At 55.7% G+C, this 18,603-nt stretch carries 14 protein-coding genes and 2 pseudogenes; 6 read left to right on the top strand and 10 right to left on the bottom strand.

Annotated features, from left to right (window positions below):
• The first annotated feature begins 9 nt into the window (after positions 1-9).
• Positions 10-813, top strand: coding sequence for an exodeoxyribonuclease III (locus JCM25354_RS10445; RefSeq protein WP_051537352.1), 804 nt, complete (start codon positions 10-12; stop codon positions 811-813).
• A 114-nt stretch (positions 814-927) separates the two neighbouring features.
• Here the strand turns inward: JCM25354_RS10445 and JCM25354_RS10435 are convergent, their stop codons facing one another.
• Positions 928-1,647: a response regulator transcription factor gene (locus JCM25354_RS10435; RefSeq protein WP_025885980.1), complete on the bottom strand. Its 720-nt coding sequence runs from the start codon at positions 1,645-1,647 to the stop codon at positions 928-930.
• 202 nt (positions 1,648-1,849) lie between these two features.
• Between JCM25354_RS10435 and JCM25354_RS10430 the strand changes: the two genes are divergently transcribed.
• Positions 1,850-2,353: a L,D-transpeptidase family protein gene (locus JCM25354_RS10430; RefSeq protein WP_199899942.1), complete on the top strand. Its 504-nt coding sequence runs from the start codon at positions 1,850-1,852 to the stop codon at positions 2,351-2,353.
• An 80-nt stretch (positions 2,354-2,433) separates the two neighbouring features.
• Here the strand turns inward: JCM25354_RS10430 and JCM25354_RS10425 are convergent, their stop codons facing one another.
• The 9 genes and pseudogenes from JCM25354_RS10425 to mutM form a co-directional block, all read right to left on the bottom strand.
• Positions 2,434-4,269 carry a cation:proton antiporter gene (locus JCM25354_RS10425; RefSeq protein ID WP_025885978.1) on the bottom strand — a complete coding sequence of 612 codons (1,836 nt, stop codon included), beginning with the start codon at positions 4,267-4,269 and terminating at the stop codon, positions 2,434-2,436.
• Positions 4,270-4,293: 24 nt separating this feature from the next.
• A pseudogene (locus JCM25354_RS18205) lies at positions 4,294-5,612 on the bottom strand (RsmB/NOP family class I SAM-dependent RNA methyltransferase).
• 23 nt (positions 5,613-5,635) lie between these two features.
• A complete protein-coding gene (guaB, locus tag JCM25354_RS10415) occupies positions 5,636-7,144 on the bottom strand; it encodes an IMP dehydrogenase (protein WP_025885977.1) in 1,509 nt (502 codons plus the stop codon).
• Positions 7,145-7,388: 244 nt separating this feature from the next.
• Positions 7,389-8,540, bottom strand: a complete 1,152-nt coding sequence (locus JCM25354_RS10410; RefSeq protein WP_025885976.1) for a hypothetical protein — start codon at positions 8,538-8,540, stop codon at positions 7,389-7,391.
• A 460-nt stretch (positions 8,541-9,000) separates the two neighbouring features.
• Positions 9,001-10,101 (bottom strand): DNA replication/repair protein RecF, encoded by a 1,101-nt coding sequence (recF, locus tag JCM25354_RS10405; RefSeq protein WP_025885975.1) that lies wholly within the window; start codon positions 10,099-10,101, stop codon positions 9,001-9,003.
• 24 nt (positions 10,102-10,125) lie between these two features.
• A pseudogene (gene dnaN / locus JCM25354_RS18200) lies at positions 10,126-11,248 on the bottom strand (DNA polymerase III subunit beta).
• A 72-nt stretch (positions 11,249-11,320) separates the two neighbouring features.
• Positions 11,321-12,730: a chromosomal replication initiator protein DnaA gene (gene dnaA, locus JCM25354_RS10395; RefSeq protein ID WP_025885974.1), complete on the bottom strand. Its 1,410-nt coding sequence runs from the start codon at positions 12,728-12,730 to the stop codon at positions 11,321-11,323.
• Between the two features lie 264 nt (positions 12,731-12,994).
• Complete coding sequence (gene rpsT, locus JCM25354_RS10390) at positions 12,995-13,264, bottom strand: 30S ribosomal protein S20 (RefSeq protein ID WP_025885973.1); 270 nt, start codon at positions 13,262-13,264, stop codon at positions 12,995-12,997.
• A 134-nt stretch (positions 13,265-13,398) separates the two neighbouring features.
• Entirely contained in the window at positions 13,399-14,268 is an 870-nt protein-coding gene (mutM, locus tag JCM25354_RS10385; RefSeq protein WP_025885972.1) for a bifunctional DNA-formamidopyrimidine glycosylase/DNA-(apurinic or apyrimidinic site) lyase, read from the bottom strand.
• 30 nt (positions 14,269-14,298) lie between these two features.
• Between mutM and JCM25354_RS10380 the strand changes: the two genes are divergently transcribed.
• The 4 genes from JCM25354_RS10380 (at position 14,299) to JCM25354_RS10365 (ending at position 18,601) form a co-directional block, all read left to right on the top strand.
• Positions 14,299-15,084, top strand: coding sequence for a class I SAM-dependent methyltransferase (locus tag JCM25354_RS10380; RefSeq protein WP_025885971.1), 786 nt, complete (start codon positions 14,299-14,301; stop codon positions 15,082-15,084).
• Positions 15,085-15,090: 6 nt separating this feature from the next.
• Entirely contained in the window at positions 15,091-16,293 is a 1,203-nt protein-coding gene (coaBC, locus tag JCM25354_RS10375) for a bifunctional phosphopantothenoylcysteine decarboxylase/phosphopantothenate--cysteine ligase CoaBC (protein ID WP_025885970.1), read from the top strand.
• 6 nt (positions 16,294-16,299) lie between these two features.
• Entirely contained in the window at positions 16,300-16,761 is a 462-nt protein-coding gene (gene dut / locus JCM25354_RS21105) for a dUTP diphosphatase (protein WP_025885969.1), read from the top strand.
• A 136-nt stretch (positions 16,762-16,897) separates the two neighbouring features.
• Positions 16,898-18,601: an ABC transporter permease subunit gene (locus tag JCM25354_RS10365; RefSeq protein ID WP_025885968.1), complete on the top strand. Its 1,704-nt coding sequence runs from the start codon at positions 16,898-16,900 to the stop codon at positions 18,599-18,601.
• Positions 18,602-18,603: the final 2 nt, after the last annotated feature.

The raw sequence follows: 18,603 nt of genomic DNA, 5'->3' as shown, positions 1-18,603 counted from the left end.
TCTGTGCCCATGCGTCTGATAACGTGGAATATCAATTCGTTGCGGCTCAGGCTGCCCCTGCTGCAGCGCCTCGTTTCAGAACAGAGTCCCGATATCATCTGCTTGCAGGAGACAAAGGTGCCCGACCCCCTTTTCCCCGCAGAGGCGCTGCGCGATCTGGGTTTTCCTCACATGTTTTTTTGTGGAATGAAAGGATATAACGGGGTTGCCATTCTTTCGCGTCACACTGTGACCCCCCTGGAGGCAATGCCCGACTGGTGCGGGAAGAGCGACACCCGCCACGCTGGCGTCACGATCAACACGACAACCGGACCAGTCATTCTGCATGATTTTTACGTACCGGCCGGAGGGGATATTGCCGATCCTGCCGTGAATGAGAAGTTTGCACACAAACTGGAATTTATCGAAGAGGTAACCAGCTGGTTCAGGGCCAATCCGCCGCAACGATCAATCATCGTAGGCGATCTCAATATTGCGCCTCTGGAACATGATGTCTGGAGTCACAAACAACTTGCGACTGTTGTAAGTCATACCTCACCTGAAATCGAACGCCTGAGAGCCTGGCAGGATACCGGGTTTGTTGATGCCATGCGTCTGATCGTGCCAGAACCGGAGAAACTCTATACTTGGTGGTCCTACCGCAACCGGGACTGGAAGCGTTCCAATCGCGGCCGTCGTCTGGACCATATCTGGCTGACGCACGATCTTGCCCCGACCCTTCGGACAATGAGCGTCTTGAGGGACGTGCGCGACTGGGAGAGTCCCTCAGATCACGTACCTGTCGTGTTCGATCTCGATCTTGATCCTACCTGATCTCCCTGTTGACTATCCGAACATCCCCCATACTGATCAGGACCATGATCTGACCGTAAAAAAACCCGGCTCTGTAAAGGCCGGGTTTCAGAATTTTCACATCATCAGGAAATATTACCCCATCAGGGCATCATTTCCTTCAGGGTTGAGGCGATACCCCCCACCTTCTGTCAGCAGCAACGATGCATTGGCCGGGTCAGGCTCTATCTTCTGACGAAGGCGATAGATATGCGTCTCAAGTGTATGAGTCGTCACCGCGGCGTTATAGCCCCAGACTTCATTCAGCAGCACCTGACGCGCAATCGGGCGATGGCCGGCACGATACAGATACTTCAGAATGGCTGCTTCCTTTTCCGTCAGACGAATACGGCGGTTCTTGGCCGGTTCCTGCAGGATCTTGGACGATGGCCGGAAAAGATATGGACCGATCGGAAAGACGGCATCTTCGCTGTTTTCGAACAGGCGCAGCTGTGCCCTCAGACGGGCAAGCAGCTCTGCGATGCGGAAAGGCTTGGCGACATAATCATTCGCGCCTGCATCAAGCCCCCTCACAACATCAGTTTCATCATCCGAACCGGTCAGAATGATAATTGGCATACGTACGCCTTGGCGACGCAGCTCAGCACAAAAATCACGTCCATCGCCATCAGGCAGAGTAACATCGAGAAGAATAGTATCGACGCGGACATCGGGAACGGCGAGTTTTTCTTTCGCCTCGGCAACAGAAGCAGCCTGAATAGGTTCGAATTCACCCTCGAGCTTGAGCTGTTCTACCAGGAGTTGGCGAAGCGTGTCATCATCGTCAACAATCAGGACAGGACGCGGACCAGGCATGTATGACCTTCTCTCACCATCTTTGGGGTATACCCCTGAGCCAAGGCCTCTTCTCTGTAACAGGAAAAGGACCTTGTTTTAACAATGAGCTTTACACCGATATCATGGTAACGCCAATGCGATGAAGGCACGCCCCTGGACAGATACCGGCGTTTACACGAATTTTACCTTTAATTTAATGTTTTTATGTGAGGTTTGTGACATGTCTGTCATCTTGCGACACGAAAAAGGCCAGTCAGCCGCCATTTTTATCAATGATATACGTCTTCCGGCGGTCATCGGCTCCGGTGGCATCAGGACCGACAAGAATGAGGGTGATCAAGCAACCCCGGCCGGATATCTGCCATTTCGTCAGGTTTTCTATCGTGCGGACAGGGTTGTCCGTCCCCAAACCTCGCTGCGCATTGAAGCTCTCAGCCCTGAAGATGGATGGTGCGATGATCCGGAGCATCCCGATTATAACAGGCATATCACGCTGCCTCACGCAGCCCGTCACGAAACCCTGTGGCGGGACGATCATTGCTATGATCTTTGCCTGGTGCTGGGATGGAATGACAATCCGGTGCAACGCGGTCGCGGCTCGGCCATCTTTCTTCACCTTCCGCCCGCAAGCGGTTTCACAGAAGGCTGTATCGCTCTGGCAGAGCCACTTCTTCGTCGCCTGATTGCATCGGATGCCCGGGGTATAGAGGTCTGTCCGGACTGAAATCCGGACGAGCCACCTGCACTGGCCTCCATGTCTTCATATCTTTTAATCCGGCCCCTGCTGAATGAAGGCCTCATCTGTCAGGATGCAATTGAGTCCTGTTCTTCTTCGGATTCTGGCGCAGGTGGCGGGATCATATAGACCAGAAGATCGCCAGTCGCAGGCGTTACAGGAAACTGATCTTCTGCCGACCGTATCGCGATGGACTGCCCCCGGCGAATGGAAAGGAAATCGAGACGGTTGGGCACCGCGCCGAATGACGCAGATGTCTCTTCATCGGCCGTAGCGGTCAAGAACCGCCACCCTTTTTCGAAAAGCATTTCGATAAGCGTAAAATTCCACGATGGATCACCAAGCAATTTGCCCCGCGCGTCCCGGGACAAGCCATGATAGAAATCGAGGCGGGCAACTCCGGGACTTATCTGGAATACGCGCTGACGGCCCATATGCGGGGCCATATGGGCACAAACCAGACCATTGTAGATTGCGTCTGCCGTCGTCGAAATCAGATAATCTGCTGGTCGCTCTTCCAGCGCTTCTTCGCCATACTGTGAAAGCAGTTCAGCTCTCAGTACGGGCACCCCCTGCCGCATGGCAGGAATAAGGGTGCTTGACCGGTTATCGACCAGCAAGACGGGAATGCCGGAATCACTCAGACATTTTGACAGGTCAATCGACCAGGCAGAGGCACCAACAATTGCCAGGGCCGGTTCGTTGGATAATGTGAGCTTCAGCTTTCGGGCTATCGGACGCAATGAGAATCCATGGAAGATCATGGTACCCCCGATAATGGCGAATACGGCCGGCATGATCAGATCGGCACTGTGATATCCAGCATCAGTCATACGATATCCGGCAGCACCCGCCACAGCCGCGGCAACAATACCACGGGGCGCTATCCAGGCGACGAAAAGCCTCTCCTGCCATTTCAGACCCGTACCGATAGTCGAGAGAAAAATGGCAAGCGGGCGAACACCGAACATCACAGCGGCGGTCAGCAGGCAGATAGGTATCGAAATATGTGCCAGAACCTCCCGGTGCAGGTCTGCTGTCAGCATGATGAACAGAACCGCCACCACCAAGACCACGAGCGATTCCTTCATCCGACGCAGCTCGGACAAGCCAGGCACATGCAGGTTGGTCAATGCCATACCAAAGACGGTTGCGCCGACAAGTCCGGCGCCTTCCATGCTCATGTTGCAGACACTGAAGATCAGAAGCGCGAGAGTGAGCAGCAACGGGGTCTTGAGTGGCTCAGGCATAAGATCGCGCACGAAGAGATAGCGCACGAGATAGGCAGGAAGGATGCCAATAGCCAGTGATTCTGCAGTAGAAGCAAGCAGGTCGGGCAAGACTGTCGTCAGGAATACGTCCGTACCAATGGGCACCCTTGTTGCAACCACCTGCAGAACCACGGCAGCAAGTATGGCGCCGATAGGATCGTTGATAATGGCTTCCCAGCGCAGATAGGCCGCAACGCGAGGCTGTAACTTGTTGTGACGCAGCAATGGCAGAACGACCGTCGGACCCGTCACGGTGATAATAGCGCCAAACAGGGCCGCCACGCCCCATTCCATATGGGCGATATAATGTGCCGCTCCCCAGCCCAGCCCCCAGGATATGGGCAGAGCCAGCATGGTCAGACGCGTAACGCCCTCACCAGCCTCACGTAGCTGGCGAAAATCGAGCAACAGACCACCTTCGAAAACGATGATGGCAACAAGAAGCGAAACAAGTGGACGGAAGATCCACCCCAGCGCCGCAGAAGGATGAAGGATACCAAGCCCCGGCCCGAAAATCAGACCAAGCGCAAAAAGCAGCACAATCGCGGGTAGCCTGAAACGCCACGCCACCCATTGCGCGCCGATGCCAGCTCCCAGGGTCAGCAAGAGCCCGATAAACATTGCCAGCGCCATGATTAAGCCTTCACCCCTGCCCGATCATTCTGTCACGCCTTGCGACGTGTCCTGTTGTGCCTTGCGCTGCAGGACTGCAGCAAAAAAACCATCGGTCTCATTGCGATACGGTGTCAGCGCAAAGCCGCTCTCACCTCGCAGCGCTTCCGGCAGCATATCACCACCGGCTCTGACCCGCTCGAAGCGGTCATTGCGCGCGAGAAACGCCGAAACCTGCTCTTCGTTTTCTTCCTTGAGGAGAGAACATGTTGCATAAACCAGGCGGCCGCCCGGCTTGACGAGTGTCGAGGCCCGATCAAGAATATCGCTCTGTTTGGCACGAAGCTCGATAATATCCTGCTCGGACAGACGAATACGGGCATCAGGATTACGGCGCCATGTGCCCGTTCCCGAACAGGGTGCGTCAACCAGTACACGATCAAAGGCTCCGGCACGACGCTTGGTCCACTTGTCGCCGCTTACAAGGAGATGACGCTCGACGTTATGAACTCCTGCACGGCGCAAACGCTTGACAGCACCTTCAAGACGAGGTGCCGAAACATCACAGGCTACGATCTGACCCTTGTTCTCCATCCCCATAGCAATAGCCAAGGTCTTACCGCCAGCTCCGGCACAGAAATCAACAACACGCTCGCCCGGTCTGGCATCCAGTGCGCCAACAATGAGCTGGCTCCCCTCATCCTGGATTTCGATAATACCATTGCGGAAACTCTGGGTTGCCGTGATCGGCTGTCGCCCGGGCAGACGCAAGCCCCAGGGCGAGAGGGGTGTCGGCGTCGCCATGATCTGCTCGTTACGCAGCGCACGGATCGCCTCATCACGATGACCCTTGAGCAGATTGACGCGCAGGTCGAGCGGAGCAGCACCGTCCATCGCTGCCATTTCTTCTTCCAGTGTCGAGCCGAACGCACGCTCCAGATAGGGGTGCAGCCAGTCGGGATATTCAAGACGCACTGGCCCCGGCATATCCGGATCATTCAGGCTTTTCCGCCAAGGGCAGACAGAGCGGCATCTTCGCGCGACGTTAGATGGGATTGTGCGAAGCGTTCCCCGTTGAAGAGACCACGAACTGTGCCGATCTCCTCGCCGCCCAGCACAAGTGAAGCAGCGCAAAGCGTACGTGGCGAGGCGCCACCCGGAATATCACGCAAATGCCAGTGGAGACGGCGCCACTGACGCAGAACATCCCAGATACGTGCCGAGATGACCCGACGATCACCGCCACCAATGTAGCGGCGCTCACGGAAATAGGCATTGGCGGTTGCATCAGCGGGACGGCGGGGCGCTGCCTCGATGGCACAGAGCAGATCGATAGCAGCGGAAAGTCGAGCGGCGGGAGTCATGCCCCCGCGCTTACAAGTTTTTGTCAGTCCTGGCGATAGTTAGGTGCTTCACGCGTGATCGTTACGTCATGAACGTGGCTTTCGCGCAGACCGGCATTGGTGATGCGACGGAAGCGTGTGCGCACCTGGAGGTCAGCAATCGTTGCTGATCCCGTATAGCCCATACCCGCCTTGAGACCGCCAACCAGCTGATGCACAACGGCGGCCATGCTGCCTTTGTAAGGAACCTGACCCTCGATACCCTCAGGCACGAGCTTAAGCGAATCCTTGACCTCGGCCTGGAAATAGCGGTCGGCAGAACCACGTGCCATTGCGCCCAGCGACCCCATACCCCGATAGGCCTTGTATGAGCGCCCTTGATGAAGGAACACCTCACCCGGACTTTCCTCACAACCGGCAAGAAGCGAGCCAATCATCACCACATCAGCACCAGCGCCGATCGCCTTGACGATATCACCCGACGTACGGATTCCACCGTCGGCAATTCCGAAAATACCCGCTTCGTGACAGGCTTCCGAAGTTTCCATCACTGCAGAAAACTGCGGGACGCCAACACCGGCAACAACACGGGTAGTGCAGATGGAACCTGGACCAATGCCAATCTTCACACAATCCGCGCCAACGCCTGCAAGGGCAATGGCTGCTTCAGGCGTAGCGACATTACCCGCAATGACCTGGATACCCGGATGGCGAGACTTCAGAGTGGCGACGGTATCCAGAACACCGCGTGAATGGCCATGGGCTGTATCGACGATGACAATATCAACACCAGCCGCAACCAGTGCTTCTGCGCGCGCCAGGCCATCAGCCCCCACACCAATTGCAGCAGCACAGCGCAAACGGCCAAACTGATCCTTGATAGCCAGAGGATGTGCCTCTGCCTTGTCCATATCCTTGACTGTAATCAGACCGGTGCACCGGTTCTGATCGTCAACAACCAGCAGTTTTTCAATACGATGACGATGCAGCAGGTCCTGAGCCGTGGCGGCATCGGCGCCGTGTCGGACGGTGACGAGCCCGTCACGCGTCATCATGTCACGAACCGGCGTGGCAAGATCGCTGGTAAAACGCATGTCACGATTGGTGAGAATACCAACCAGTTCTCCGGTACCAGGCATGACAACCGGCAGTCCGCTTATCCCATGCTGCGCCATGATCGCGTGCACGTCGCGCAAAGTCTGATCAGGGCCGACTGTGACGGGATTGACTACCATGCCCGATTCGAAGCGCTTGACGCGGCGCACATGCTCGGCCTGTTCTTCAATCGAGAGATTTTTGTGGATTACCCCTATACCGCCTTGCTGGGCCATGGCGATTGCCATCGCATCCTCAGTGACTGTATCCATTGCCGAGGAAAGAAGCGGAATATTAAGCTCGATTGAGCGGGTCAGACGTGTGCGCGTGGATGCCTGAGCCGGAAGCACGTCAGAAGCGGCCGGTTCGACAAGCACGTCATCAAAGGCAAGAGCCTCACGGATACGGTCATGCGAAACGCTGCGAGACGCATAAGTACCAACACGTTCCCCGGCCATTCCGGTCAGTGTTTCATTGGTCGTGGTCATGTGCCGCTGCCTCCCCGCAAATCAATCAGGAAAGCCCGCGGCTTTCCTACCGTTGGCGCGTCCTCTTAGACCAAACCGGTCCGTGTTGAAAACAGGAGATTACAGGACAAAGTCGAATTTCATCACTTCGCGCCAATACGTCGCATCATGAAACGCGAGTGTTACAGGACGGGACATGGCTTCTGAAACGGCTCGGCTCGTTTCGCAGCAACCATCACGCAGCTGCCGGGAGAGAGCTACCCTCGACATCACCACGCAGGAACGCCCGGATCGATTGGGCCGCACGGTGCGACGCCCCACGGCGAGGCTGCGACCCGAATGTCTCCTGAATCAGACGCTCCTGTCGCGCACGATAGAATTCGTGTCGCTCTGCTGCCCGGAAAAGAGCAGGCAAAAGATCTTCCTTGCGCTCAACCACATCACCAAGCGTCCAATGCCGGAAATGGGGATCATCACGCCAGGAGACACCATGAGGATTAAGAAAGATGCAGGGGCGCGGCCTGATCAGGAATTCATAAACCTGGCTGCTGACGTCACCGATATAAAGCGATGCCTGCGTCGTATGGGTCATGTCGAGCAATGCCGGTGATGCTGTATCGAGACTGACGCGTTCCCCTGCGACACTTTCGAACAAACGACGGCGCTTTCCCAAATCACGGTGAAAGATTTTGATATGCGGAGCAATCAGCAGATCATAACGATCCAAGGTCCTGATTGCTTCGACCAGAGGATGAAGAAATTTCCCATAGGACGAAAGCCCCTTCTTGTAGTGGGGATTATACAGCGCGATCGGCTTTCCTGCATGGAAAGCAGGCTGGTCCTGACATGGTCCTTTGCTGACAACATCGAATTTCGGATAGCCGATAATGCGCGTCTGAGCCGCTGTTGCCAGCTTCTTGGCCAGGAAACTCTCGGCAATTTTTGGACCGGAAACCAGTGACAGGTCAAAATAACGAATGAGGTGTTCATCATTAACAGCCCGATCGCCTGCCCCATGCTGGATAAGGATCAAGGCAGGACGAACCAGCCCCATCTCTCGCAAAACCCCGGCAGAGTATTCTGTAGCAACGACTGCATCAAACTGTTCAAGCTGATCGATATTCGCACGCATCACCAGATCACGCTCAGCGTCGAAGCGGCGTAGACGACGAAGCATGGCTGCCCTGAGGGGGATTTTCAGAGTCCCTTTGTCGATATCCTTACCGAGACCATTGCGATGCCTGATAGCGTCAAGGTGTTCAGCCGTTTCGGGAAAACTTACAAATTCGGTTACCGAAATGTCGGGCATCAGAGAGAGAGCCGAGGAGACAGCAGCTACGTGATAGCATTGATACGGCTCGGCGACGTAGAGAAACGCAATTTTCATACGAGCTTGTCTCTCTTTCTCTCTGTTGGTCATTTCTCCTCTATAGATCAAAAGAGTATAACAATAAGTGACAATAAGATGCAGGAATTGACTGGATGAGATATAAAATGATTAATATCAAAAACAATATAGAATATATTATTTAAATATATGGCATTATGTTAAAAACATGGAATTTGGTAAATAGTTTTATGTTAAGATATTTATTAACACGTTAATTGTCGAATTTTACCGTTATATCACCTTCTTCATCTAGGAATTTATCTTATAGATACTTTCTGTCAGCTTAAGATTTCCTCTCCACACTTGAATTCATTATTTTTACGAGAGTTTTTTCAATCCTGAGTTGTATTTATTGTCCTGTTTTGCTCTGTCCTGTAGGTAGCATCGGAAACATAATTGTTACAATAATATGAATCCGGGCAGGATCGCTCTAACATATCCGGCTGGCCAGACGCATCTACATGCGGCCGAGAGTGATTTCCCTGAAATCGGCATCATCACGCAGGATATGAAACGCTTCCCGATCGGTTCCTGTCATGAAAACTGACATGTCCCTCTCACGCAGACATGCAAGCAACGCATCACGCCTTGCCGCATCGAGATGATTGAGCGGCTCATCAAGCAAAACAAGAGGCGCCCGCCCCGCTTTCCCGCTTGTAAGCAACGCATGATTTAGCACGACATGGACCAGCATAGCTTTTTGCTGGCCGCTGCTGGAGCAGGAAGCCGGACGACCGGTCACGGCATCTTCCAGCAGTAGATCTGCCTTATGGGCACCAAAGGAGGTAATACCTCGCATCGCGTCTTCTCGCCGCGCGGCCCTCAGAGCGTGACGCAAGCGATCCTCTACTGCAACCGCAGGCTGGTCGACGAGATTTTCTGAAATATCACAAACGAGTCTTAATCGTGCAACCGGAAAAGATGTATCATCTCTGGCCGGCCCCCGGTTCATGGCATCGACGAGTGCCATGCGCGATGCGGTGAGTGCCACAGCGTGACGGGCTATACTGTCTTCAAGCCCATCGAGCCAGATAGTCTGATCAGGCTGCGTCGCCAGAAGCCGGTTACGCTGCGTAAGAGCCCGCTCCTGAGCCGCACTTTCCCGGGCGTGATTGGGATCGAGAGCAAGAACGAGCCGATCAAGAAAACGCCTCCTCCCCGAAGCCGCTTCACTGAAAAGACGATCCATCTGCGGCGTAAGCCAGATCGCTGAAAAATAGGGCGCAATCCGCCCCTGATGACGGATGAGATCGCCATCAAGACGAAATATACGTCGCGAAGGATTGGCTGGATCAGCCCCTGTCGCCAGTTCGACAGGCTGATCAGCTCCTTGGGACAGACGGGCCATGACGCCCCAGGGTCCGCCGTCGTCACGCTGGATCTGCGCATTGGAGGCAGCTCGCAATCCGCGCCCTGGAGCAAGAAGAGACAAGGCTTCAAGAAGATTGGTCTTGCCTGCTCCGTTTTCGCCTGTAAGCACGACAAGACGGTTTTCGGGCGCCAGAACCAAGCGCCCGTAATTCCGGAAATCCGTCAGAACAAGCCTGTCTATACGCAAATCAGGCCCGCCAGCTCCCGCCTATCAGACACGCATCGGCATCAGCACGTAAAGTGCTGTAGGCAGATTGGTGTCGCGCACGAGGGTCGGGGCTGCACTATCGGCAAACGCGAACTCCGCCTCGACGTCGATCTGATCGGTGATGTCATTGAGATAACGCGCCTGAAAGCCGATTTCGAGAGAAGGCCCATCATAGGAAACACTTGTCTCGTCGAGTTCTTCTTTCGCCATCCCCTGATCCGCTGATCGCAGAAAGCGTCAGAAGATTCGTCTGGACGGCAAGCTTGACAGGGCGCGAACGTTCCTGGCTGATCGCGGCAACACGAGCGACAGCATCCGCGAAAGCCTGTTTGTTCACACGCAGGAAACGGTCATTGTTCTTTGGAATAACGCGCTCATATTCCGGAAAAGTACCATCGATCAGCTTTGACGTCAGGATGACGGCACCGACACGGAACTGGATACGCGTTTCAGACAGACTGACCTGAACCGTGCCCGCCCCCTCATCGAGAAGTTTGCGCAATTCAGCCACCGTCTTACGCGGAATAATCACGCCCGGTATGTCGCCGGCTCCAGCAGGAAGATCGGTTTCAACCCGGGCCAGACGATGCCCGTCAGTCGCTACCGCACGAAGCTTGGGTGTGTCACCATCCCTGGCGACGTGAAAATAGATACCATTGAGGTAGTAGCGCGTTTCTTCTGTCGAAATCGCGAAACGCGTACGATCGACTAGTCCACGGAGTACTGCCGCAGGAATGGCGAATTCATGCGGCAGATCGCCCGCTACCATTGAGGGGAAATCCTCGACAGGCAGAACATTCAGACTTGTCGCATAACGTCCGGCACGCAAGGCGAGAGGAGCATCACCACCGCCATGATCCAGCTCGACTATTGATCCATCGGCGAGTTTACGGACAATTTCATAGAGTACGCTTGCGGGTGCCGTGACAGCACCATCGCGTGCGCCTTCCGCTGCCACTTCCTCAACAACTGCAATTTCCATATCGGTCGCCGTAAGGCGCAGGAGATTACCTTCGACCGAGAGCATCACATTGGCAAGAATGGGAATAGTGTTCCGCTTTTCGGCGACGCTCTGGATATGGGCAAGGGCACGGATCAACGTTGTGCGGTCAGCCTGGAATTTCATATGATCGTAGACCCTCGAACACCCGAATAACAAAAAATCAGTCTAGCAGAGACACTTGCCACAGCAAAGAGATCAGCCTTCGAGCATGCGGCGCAGCAACTCGACGTCTTCGGCAAAGGCTACGTCCCGCTCCATCAGTTCCTGCACACGCGAAACCGCGTGCATGACAGTGGTATGATCGCGGTTACCGAATTTACGTCCTATCTCCGGCAATGAGCGACTTGTCAGCTGCTTGGCCAGAAACATGGCGACCTGTCGCGGACGGGCGACAGCACGAGCTCTACGTGCAGACGACATATCTGTGAGACGGATATTCCAGTGTTCGGAGACCTTGCGCTGGATCTCCTCAATCGTCACGCGTCGGTCATGCGCCTTGAGAATATCATGAAGCACATCCTGTGTACTCTCCAGTGTCACCGGTCGACCAAAAAGATTGGCATGGGCGATAAGGCGGTTCAGGGCGCCTTCAAGTTCCCGGACGTTTGAAGTGATCTTGTGAGCCAGGAACTCCAGCACCTTGGCGGGTACAGCAACCCCTGAGGCCAGGGCCTTGGCCTCAAGAATGGAGATACGCAACTCAAACGTGGTTGCATGGATATCAGCCACCATGCCGCAACCCAGGCGGGTTCGCAGACGGTCTTCAAGACCCGAGAGATCTGAAGGTGATTTGTCAGCACTGACAACGATCTGGCGTCCGGCATCAACCAAAGCATTGAAAGTGTGAAAGAATTCTTCCTGGGTGTTGTCCTTGCCGATCAAAAACTGGAGATCGTCGATCATCAGCACGTCAACAGAACGGAGTTGCTCCTTGAACTCCATGGTCGATTGGGAGCGTATAGCCGCAATAAAGCGATACATGAATTTTTCTGCGGACATATAGGCGACAGACACGCGCCCGCCGCTCGTCAGTTCTGAACCGATCGCATGCATGAGATGGGTCTTGCCAAGACCGACCCCGCCATAAAGAAACAGGGGATTGAACCCGGGGCTTGACGGTTTTTCTGCCACACGACGTGCACAGGCATAGGCAAATTCATTTGGTTTGCCGACCACAAAACTGTCGAAGGTAAAACGTGGATCGAGCGGGGCTGCCAGATCGTGACGAGCATCCTGCACGCTTGTCACCTGCGCCGCAGGGGCTTCGATCTCGGCAACAGGCGCTACGGCCTCAACGGCGACTGGAGCTGCCAGACCATCACCGATACGCTGTACCTGCAGCTCGACATGGCGCACCTCACGATTTTCGTGACGCCATAACTCCTGCAGACGGTCCCCATATTGTCCGCGCACCCAGTCGCGCAGGAACCGCGTCGGCAAAAAGAGGGTAATTTCGTCTTCTTCGAGGGGCCCGAGAACAATCTGCTGCAGCCAGGTGCGATATTCGACATCGCCAACCTCGACCCGAAGACGTTCACGCACCTTGACCCATTGCAAGGCCAGAGCGGGTTCGGTTCCCGCCGTGCAGGAAACCTTATCTGTCATCGCGGGAAGATCCGTATGAGACGCTTCGTCTGCCATCACTCCCCCGAGTTGCAACAAAAGACATAATTGAAGCCGTCACGATCAACGTTATCGATCCTGTCTGGAAGGGCGGACAGGATAGGTCAAACGGATCGAAAGAGGCAAGCTTATCCGGTCAGACGAGAACCGGCGAAAAAAAGAACGGATATGGCGGTAGTGCCACACCCGTTCTTTCTATGGATTAAGAGCGAAGGTCTTTCCGGAGAAAGCAGCTCTTCTGTCCGATCAGGCCGAAGCCAGAGCCTTGATGCGCGCGGAAAGACGCGACAGCTTGCGGCTTACAGTGTTGGCGGCAAGAACGCCCTTGCCAACAGCACGCTGCATCTCAGGCTGTGCAGCACGCAGTGCATCATTGGCAGCGTTCTTGTCACCCGAAAGAATGGCCGTTTCGACCTTCTTCACGAAAGTGCGGACGCGGGACATACGGGAAACGTTACGCTCACGACGACGCTCGTTCTGACGGATGCGCTTGCGCGCAGAGGCGGTGTTAGCCATTTCTACTCTTCAGCCTGTTCTGTTCGGCTTGTTAGGTTGTCTTGCAACAACAATAAAGCATGCCAGCCAATCATCTCGAAACGAGACGCAGAGCCAGCGGAGGGCTCGCCTTTAGTCCAGTTTGACGCTGACAGTCAAGCGTCCTCTAACGAAAGTGGCGGTTGCAGGCGCGGACAATAGAAACTCGAACGGCCAGACTGGCTGATCCGCCTTATGCCATGGCAGGCAGGATAGCCCGGACAGTCAGGACAAGGCTCCCCTTCACGACCATAGACTTGGTGCAATTCCTGAAAGGCACCGGGTTTGCCTTCTGAATCCACATAATCCCTCAGTGTCGAGCCCCCGGCACGGATCGCCTCTTCCAGAACAGCAGGCGTAATCCGGGCAATCCGCGTGATTTCTTCCTCACTCAGGGAAAGAGCGCGCCTTTCGGGATTGATACGGGCACGAAAAAGAATTTCCGATACATATATATTGCCGAGCCCTGCCACGACATGCTGATCGAGCAGCATGGTCTTTATAGGGGAGCGTTTGTTCTTGAGCTTTCCGATCAGATAGGCGGCATCGAACCCGGGCAGGAGTGGATCCGCTCCTAACCGGGAAAGAAGCGGATGCTCCTTCTCCCTCCCCGCATCGAGAAGCAGAAAACAGCCGAAACGTCTGGGATCCACAAGGCCGATACGTGTGCTGTCATCAAGGGTGAGCGTGACATGCTCATGGAGCATGGGCTTGTAGGCAGCTTTTTTGCGTTCTGGCCGCGAAATACGGATACGCCCGCTCATTCCCAGATGAATCAGAATGGTTGGACCATGGACCAGTCCAACCAGCATGTATTTGCCCAGACGGGTTGCGGACCGGATTTTCTTGCCATCTGCCCGGATCGACAGATCATCGGGTACGGGCCACCGCAGATCGTTTCTGATCTCCGAAGTGATAACACGTCGGCCAGCAAGCGCCGACCTCAAACCAATCAGGATGGTTTCAACTTCTGGTAACTCTGGCATCTTGGGTGCTGACACTATATCCAGAGAAGCATGACCGACAACGCATCATTTCCCCATTCCGAATCAGCCAGCGGCGAAAAAGAGGAGATTACCGATTTCGGGTATCGCTCCGTTCCCAAAGCCGAGAAAAAACCACTGGTGCGCGCCGTTTTCGACAGCGTAGCAGGCCGCTACGATGTCATGAACGATGTGATGTCACTGGGCATCCACCGCGTCTGGAAGCGCCTGTTTATCACGACGCTTGCACCAAGGCGCGACCTCAAGCTGCTCGACCTCGCAGGCGGTACGGGTGATATCAGCTTTGGCTGGCTGAAGAACAATGGAGGCCCAGCACTCCTGACAGATATCAACGCCTCCATGCTTGAGGTCGGTCGCTCACGCGCGGCAAGCAAGGGATTCCTGAGCGATATCGAGTTCTCGGTCGTCGATGCGGAGGCCATTCCGCTTCCCGATCGCAGTGTCGACCGCGTTTCAATTGCGTTCGGTCTGCGCAACTGCACGGACAAGGATGCTGTCCTGCGTGAAGCCCGTCGCGTGCTGAGACCGGGCGGAAAATTCTGCTGTCTCGAATTCTCTCGTGTCCAGGTCGCGGCTCTTGCTCCTCTGTATGATGCGTGGTCCTTCGGCGTATTGCCGAAAATGGGCCAGATCATCGCCAAGGATGCCGAGAGCTATCGCTATCTTGCCGAGAGTATTCGCACCTTCCCGGAACAGGAGGTACTGGCTGGAATGATGCGTGACGCCGGACTGGAGAAAGTCGGATACCAGAACCTTTCGGGGGGTATTGCCGCCATCCATTCGGGCTGGAAGCTCTGATCTCGCATGCGTGCGAGAATCATCCTGATCATAGGCGGTGGTATTGCCGCCTATAAATCGCTGGAGCTGATACGGCTTCTTCGAAAACGGGATATTGCCGTAGAATGCGTGCTGACAGAATCGGCCACGCATTTCGTCACACCGCTTTCCGTTCAGGGCCTGTCCGGCGCGCCGGTTCATACGGCATTGCTCTCTCTCGCCGAAGACAGCCAGATGGACCATATCGCGCTTTCCCGCAGCGCCGATCTGCTGGTCGTCTGTCCGGCTACAGCCAATCTTCTTGCCCGTATGGCGAACGGGTTTGCCGATGACCTCGCCACAACGCTTCTTTTGGCAACAGACAAACCCGTAATGATCGCCCCTGCAATGAATGTCCGCATGTGGCAACACCCGGCGACACAGGAAAATCTCAGGACATTACGCGAGCGCGGCTGTCACTTCGCGGGCCCAGACGAAGGCGAAATGGCCTGCGGCGAATTTGGCCCGGGACGTCTGAGCGAACCTGAATCGATCGTTACAGCCATCGAAGATGTACTGTTTCCGCACAAGCCTCTGACTGGACGACACGTCCTGATCACCGCCGGCCCCACCCATGAGCCGATCGATCCCGTGCGTTTCATTGCCAATCATTCCTCAGGCAAGCAGGGCTACGCCATTGCTTCGGCCTGCGCACGGCTCGGGGCACGGGTAACGCTCGTCAGCGGTCCGACTGCCCTGCCCTGTCCCGACAAGGTTATACGCGTTGATGTCACGACGGCGTGCGACATGCTGGCCGCCTGTCATGCGGCTCTCCCTGCGGATATCGCAATCTGTGCAGCTGCCGTAGGAGACTGGCGCCTGGCCGAAACTGCCACACAAAAACGCAAGAAACAGAACGACGCGCCCCCGGTTCTTACCCTGGTGGAAAATCCGGACATCCTGGCCACATTGTCCCGTTCCGGACCATCACGCCCTACCCTTGTTGTTGGCTTTGCTGCGGAAACTGAAAAGCTGGAAACCCATGCTGCGGCCAAAAAACAACGCAAAGGGTGTGACTGGCTTCTGGCCAATGATGTCAGTCCGGGAAATGGCGTTTTTGGTGGCGACCATAACCGGATCCTTTTCCTGGGCGACGAGAGCACTGAATCCTGGCCGTCATTGCCCAAGGCAGAAATTGCCACGACTCTTGCAGAGCGTATCGCCGCCCGTTTCTCTCCCTCTTCTAGGTAAGGCGCCATGTCACCGCTTCCCGTCGAACTTGTCAGACTCCCCCATGCCGAGGGTCTGGATCTCCCCCATTATGCCAGCAGCGGTGCAGCAGGCATGGATCTGCTTGCAGCCATAGACTCCGATCAGGTCGTGAAACCGGGAGATCGTGCCCTGATTCCTACCGGCCTGAAGATCGGTCTCCCTGCGGGGTATGAATTGCAGATCAGGCCGCGCTCGGGCCTTGCCCTGAAACACGGTATCACCCTGCCCAATACGCCCGGCACGATCGACGAGGATTATCGCGGCGAGATCGGCGTGATAATCCTCAATACAGGCAAGGAAGATTTCGTGATTTCCCGCGGCATGCGTATCGCCCAGGCTGTTCTGGCTCCCGTCATTCGTTTGACATGGGTAGAAGTTTCTGAACTGGATGAAACAACCCGTGGTACGGGCGGGTTTGGCAGCACGGGCCTAGCCAACACGATCTGATCACCCGACAGCTCAGACGAAATGACACCAGATTCATCCTGAACCATTGGTCTGAGCCTCGTCGCATAAGGAAACCGGCCCTCTCATCCCATTATTATAAAAACGGGACGAGAGCCGGCTAACAAGGAAGGAGCGCATGTCGCCATCAAGGGTGCGACGCGGTACACGCGGACCAAACCGCAAGACGGGGCTGACAGCATCGCTGGTCGGTACGCTTTTCGTGGTAGCCGCCCTGGCTCTGGTCTCACGCTTTCTGCCAGCGCGGCTCGCCTCGTTTCATCATGTCGGGCTCGTGACACCGCATCTCCGTTCTCTGGCCGGGCTTGAGGTCCTGCTGAACGATTTCGGCCATACCGCTCTGCGCATGCTCGGCGCCACACTCATCGGCGCAACGCTTGGCGCAATCCTGGCGTTGCTGGCTGCCAAAATTCCGATATTGCGCAGTATTGTCGCCACGATCCTGAGTGGTCTGCATATGGTCCCTCTGCTGTGTCTCCTTCCTTTTCTGCACCGGCTGGGTTTTGGCATATCGACCATAGGCACAACGGCACTCTGTTTTACTGCCCCCATTGCCATTGCGTCCTTGCAGGCATGGGAGCAGATCCCGCGCGCCCTCGACGAGGCAACACGCGCGCTTGGACTGACCAGCTGGCAGCGTCTGTGGCGCCTCGAAGCCCCGTTTGCGATTCCTCACGGCGTTACGGCACTCGCCCGATCCATGCCGATGGCTTGGTGCATCCTGATCGCGACCGAAATGCTACCTGTCGATGGTACGCTCTCGCCACGCCCCGGCCTCGGGGCTCACGCGGCTCAGGCGGCAGCAATTGGCTCGCTTCGGGAAACCGCTCTCGCGGCAATCCTGGTTGGCATTCTGGCTTTCCTCTACGATAACTGTCTTGTTTTCCCCTGGCAGATCTGGGCCGATCGGTACCGCCTTACGCCGGTTTTCGACCATGCCGCAGATCCCTGGATGCTTAAATTCTGGCGTCGTACCCGTCTGCTCAAGCTGACGGGAGAGAGAATACGCCGGATACTGGCCTGGTTTGGCGATATGAGGTGGGGCCACACAGGTTTCCGACCGGTCGTCAGCGCGGGAAAGCCTTCCTCGCTCTTCGGACTTGCGTCGGGTCTCTTCATACTTCTGATCGTCACAGGATTTTTCTATCGTCATCACGCGCTCGATCTGAATGATCTCGGCATCGTCATGATGCAAAGCCTGGTATCTGCCGCGCGTATGACCGTCGCACTCATTCTGGCTCTTGCGCTTTGGCTCCCTCTGGGTGTCTGGCTTGGTCTTTCGCCACGACATGCAACAAAGGCACGCATTGCTGCCCGGTTTCTGACGCTTTATCCGAAAAACATTCTCTTCCCGGTCCTCTGTCTCGCATTGACTACGCTTGGCTTGTCACCGTTGCTCTGGCCTCTCATCCTGTGCTTCTTCTTCGTCCAGGGTGTGCTCCTGGCCCAGATTCTGCGCGGAATGCGCAATTATCCTGTCGATCTGCTCCAGGCAGCCCAGAATCTGCAGATCAGCGGATGGCTCTGGTGGAAGCGCGTTCTTCTGCCCGGTCTGGCCCCTGCCCTTCTGGAAGCCATCAGTACGGCCTCCATGACAGGCTGGACGATTCTGATCCTGGCGGAACGCTCTTCATGGACCTTACGGGGGCGCGATGGCAGTGGAATTGGCGCCTATGTGGCCCATGCTATCGAAATCGGCGATCTTCCCCGTGTCGTTCTTGGTGCTGCGGTTTTGACCCTGTGCATTGCCCTTGGTGAGATCCTTGTCTGGAATCCGTTGCGTCTGCAGATCCGGCGTCGCATTCAAACCTCTCAGAACTGACC

The sequence above is a fragment of the Asaia prunellae JCM 25354 genome, from assembly GCF_000613885.1.
Classification (GTDB): Bacteria; Pseudomonadota; Alphaproteobacteria; order Acetobacterales; family Acetobacteraceae; genus Asaia; species Asaia prunellae.
Note: the sequence above shows the minus strand (reverse complement) of the source record. Positions and strands in the feature narration are given on the sequence as shown.

Coding starts and splice junctions, on each gene's coding strand:
- JCM25354_RS10445 (WP_051537352.1), top strand. CDS start 10: ATGCGTCTGATAACGTGGAATATCAATTCGTTGCGGCTCAGGCTGCCC.
- JCM25354_RS10435 (WP_025885980.1), bottom strand. CDS start 1,647: ATGCCTGGTCCGCGTCCTGTCCTGATTGTTGACGATGATGACACGCTT.
- JCM25354_RS10430 (WP_199899942.1), top strand. CDS start 1,850: ATGTCTGTCATCTTGCGACACGAAAAAGGCCAGTCAGCCGCCATTTTT.
- JCM25354_RS10425 (WP_025885978.1), bottom strand. CDS start 4,269: ATGGCGCTGGCAATGTTTATCGGGCTCTTGCTGACCCTGGGAGCTGGC.
- guaB (WP_025885977.1), bottom strand. CDS start 7,144: ATGGCCGGGGAACGTGTTGGTACTTATGCGTCTCGCAGCGTTTCGCAT.
- JCM25354_RS10410 (WP_025885976.1), bottom strand. CDS start 8,540: ATGAAAATTGCGTTTCTCTACGTCGCCGAGCCGTATCAATGCTATCAC.
- dnaA (WP_025885974.1), bottom strand. CDS start 12,730: ATGACAGATAAGGTTTCCTGCACGGCGGGAACCGAACCCGCTCTGGCC.
- rpsT (WP_025885973.1), bottom strand. CDS start 13,264: ATGGCTAACACCGCCTCTGCGCGCAAGCGCATCCGTCAGAACGAGCGT.
- mutM (WP_025885972.1), bottom strand. CDS start 14,268: ATGCCAGAGTTACCAGAAGTTGAAACCATCCTGATTGGTTTGAGGTCG.
- JCM25354_RS10380 (WP_025885971.1), top strand. CDS start 14,299: ATGACCGACAACGCATCATTTCCCCATTCCGAATCAGCCAGCGGCGAA.
- coaBC (WP_025885970.1), top strand. CDS start 15,091: ATGCGTGCGAGAATCATCCTGATCATAGGCGGTGGTATTGCCGCCTAT.
- dut (WP_025885969.1), top strand. CDS start 16,300: ATGTCACCGCTTCCCGTCGAACTTGTCAGACTCCCCCATGCCGAGGGT.
- JCM25354_RS10365 (WP_025885968.1), top strand. CDS start 16,898: ATGTCGCCATCAAGGGTGCGACGCGGTACACGCGGACCAAACCGCAAG.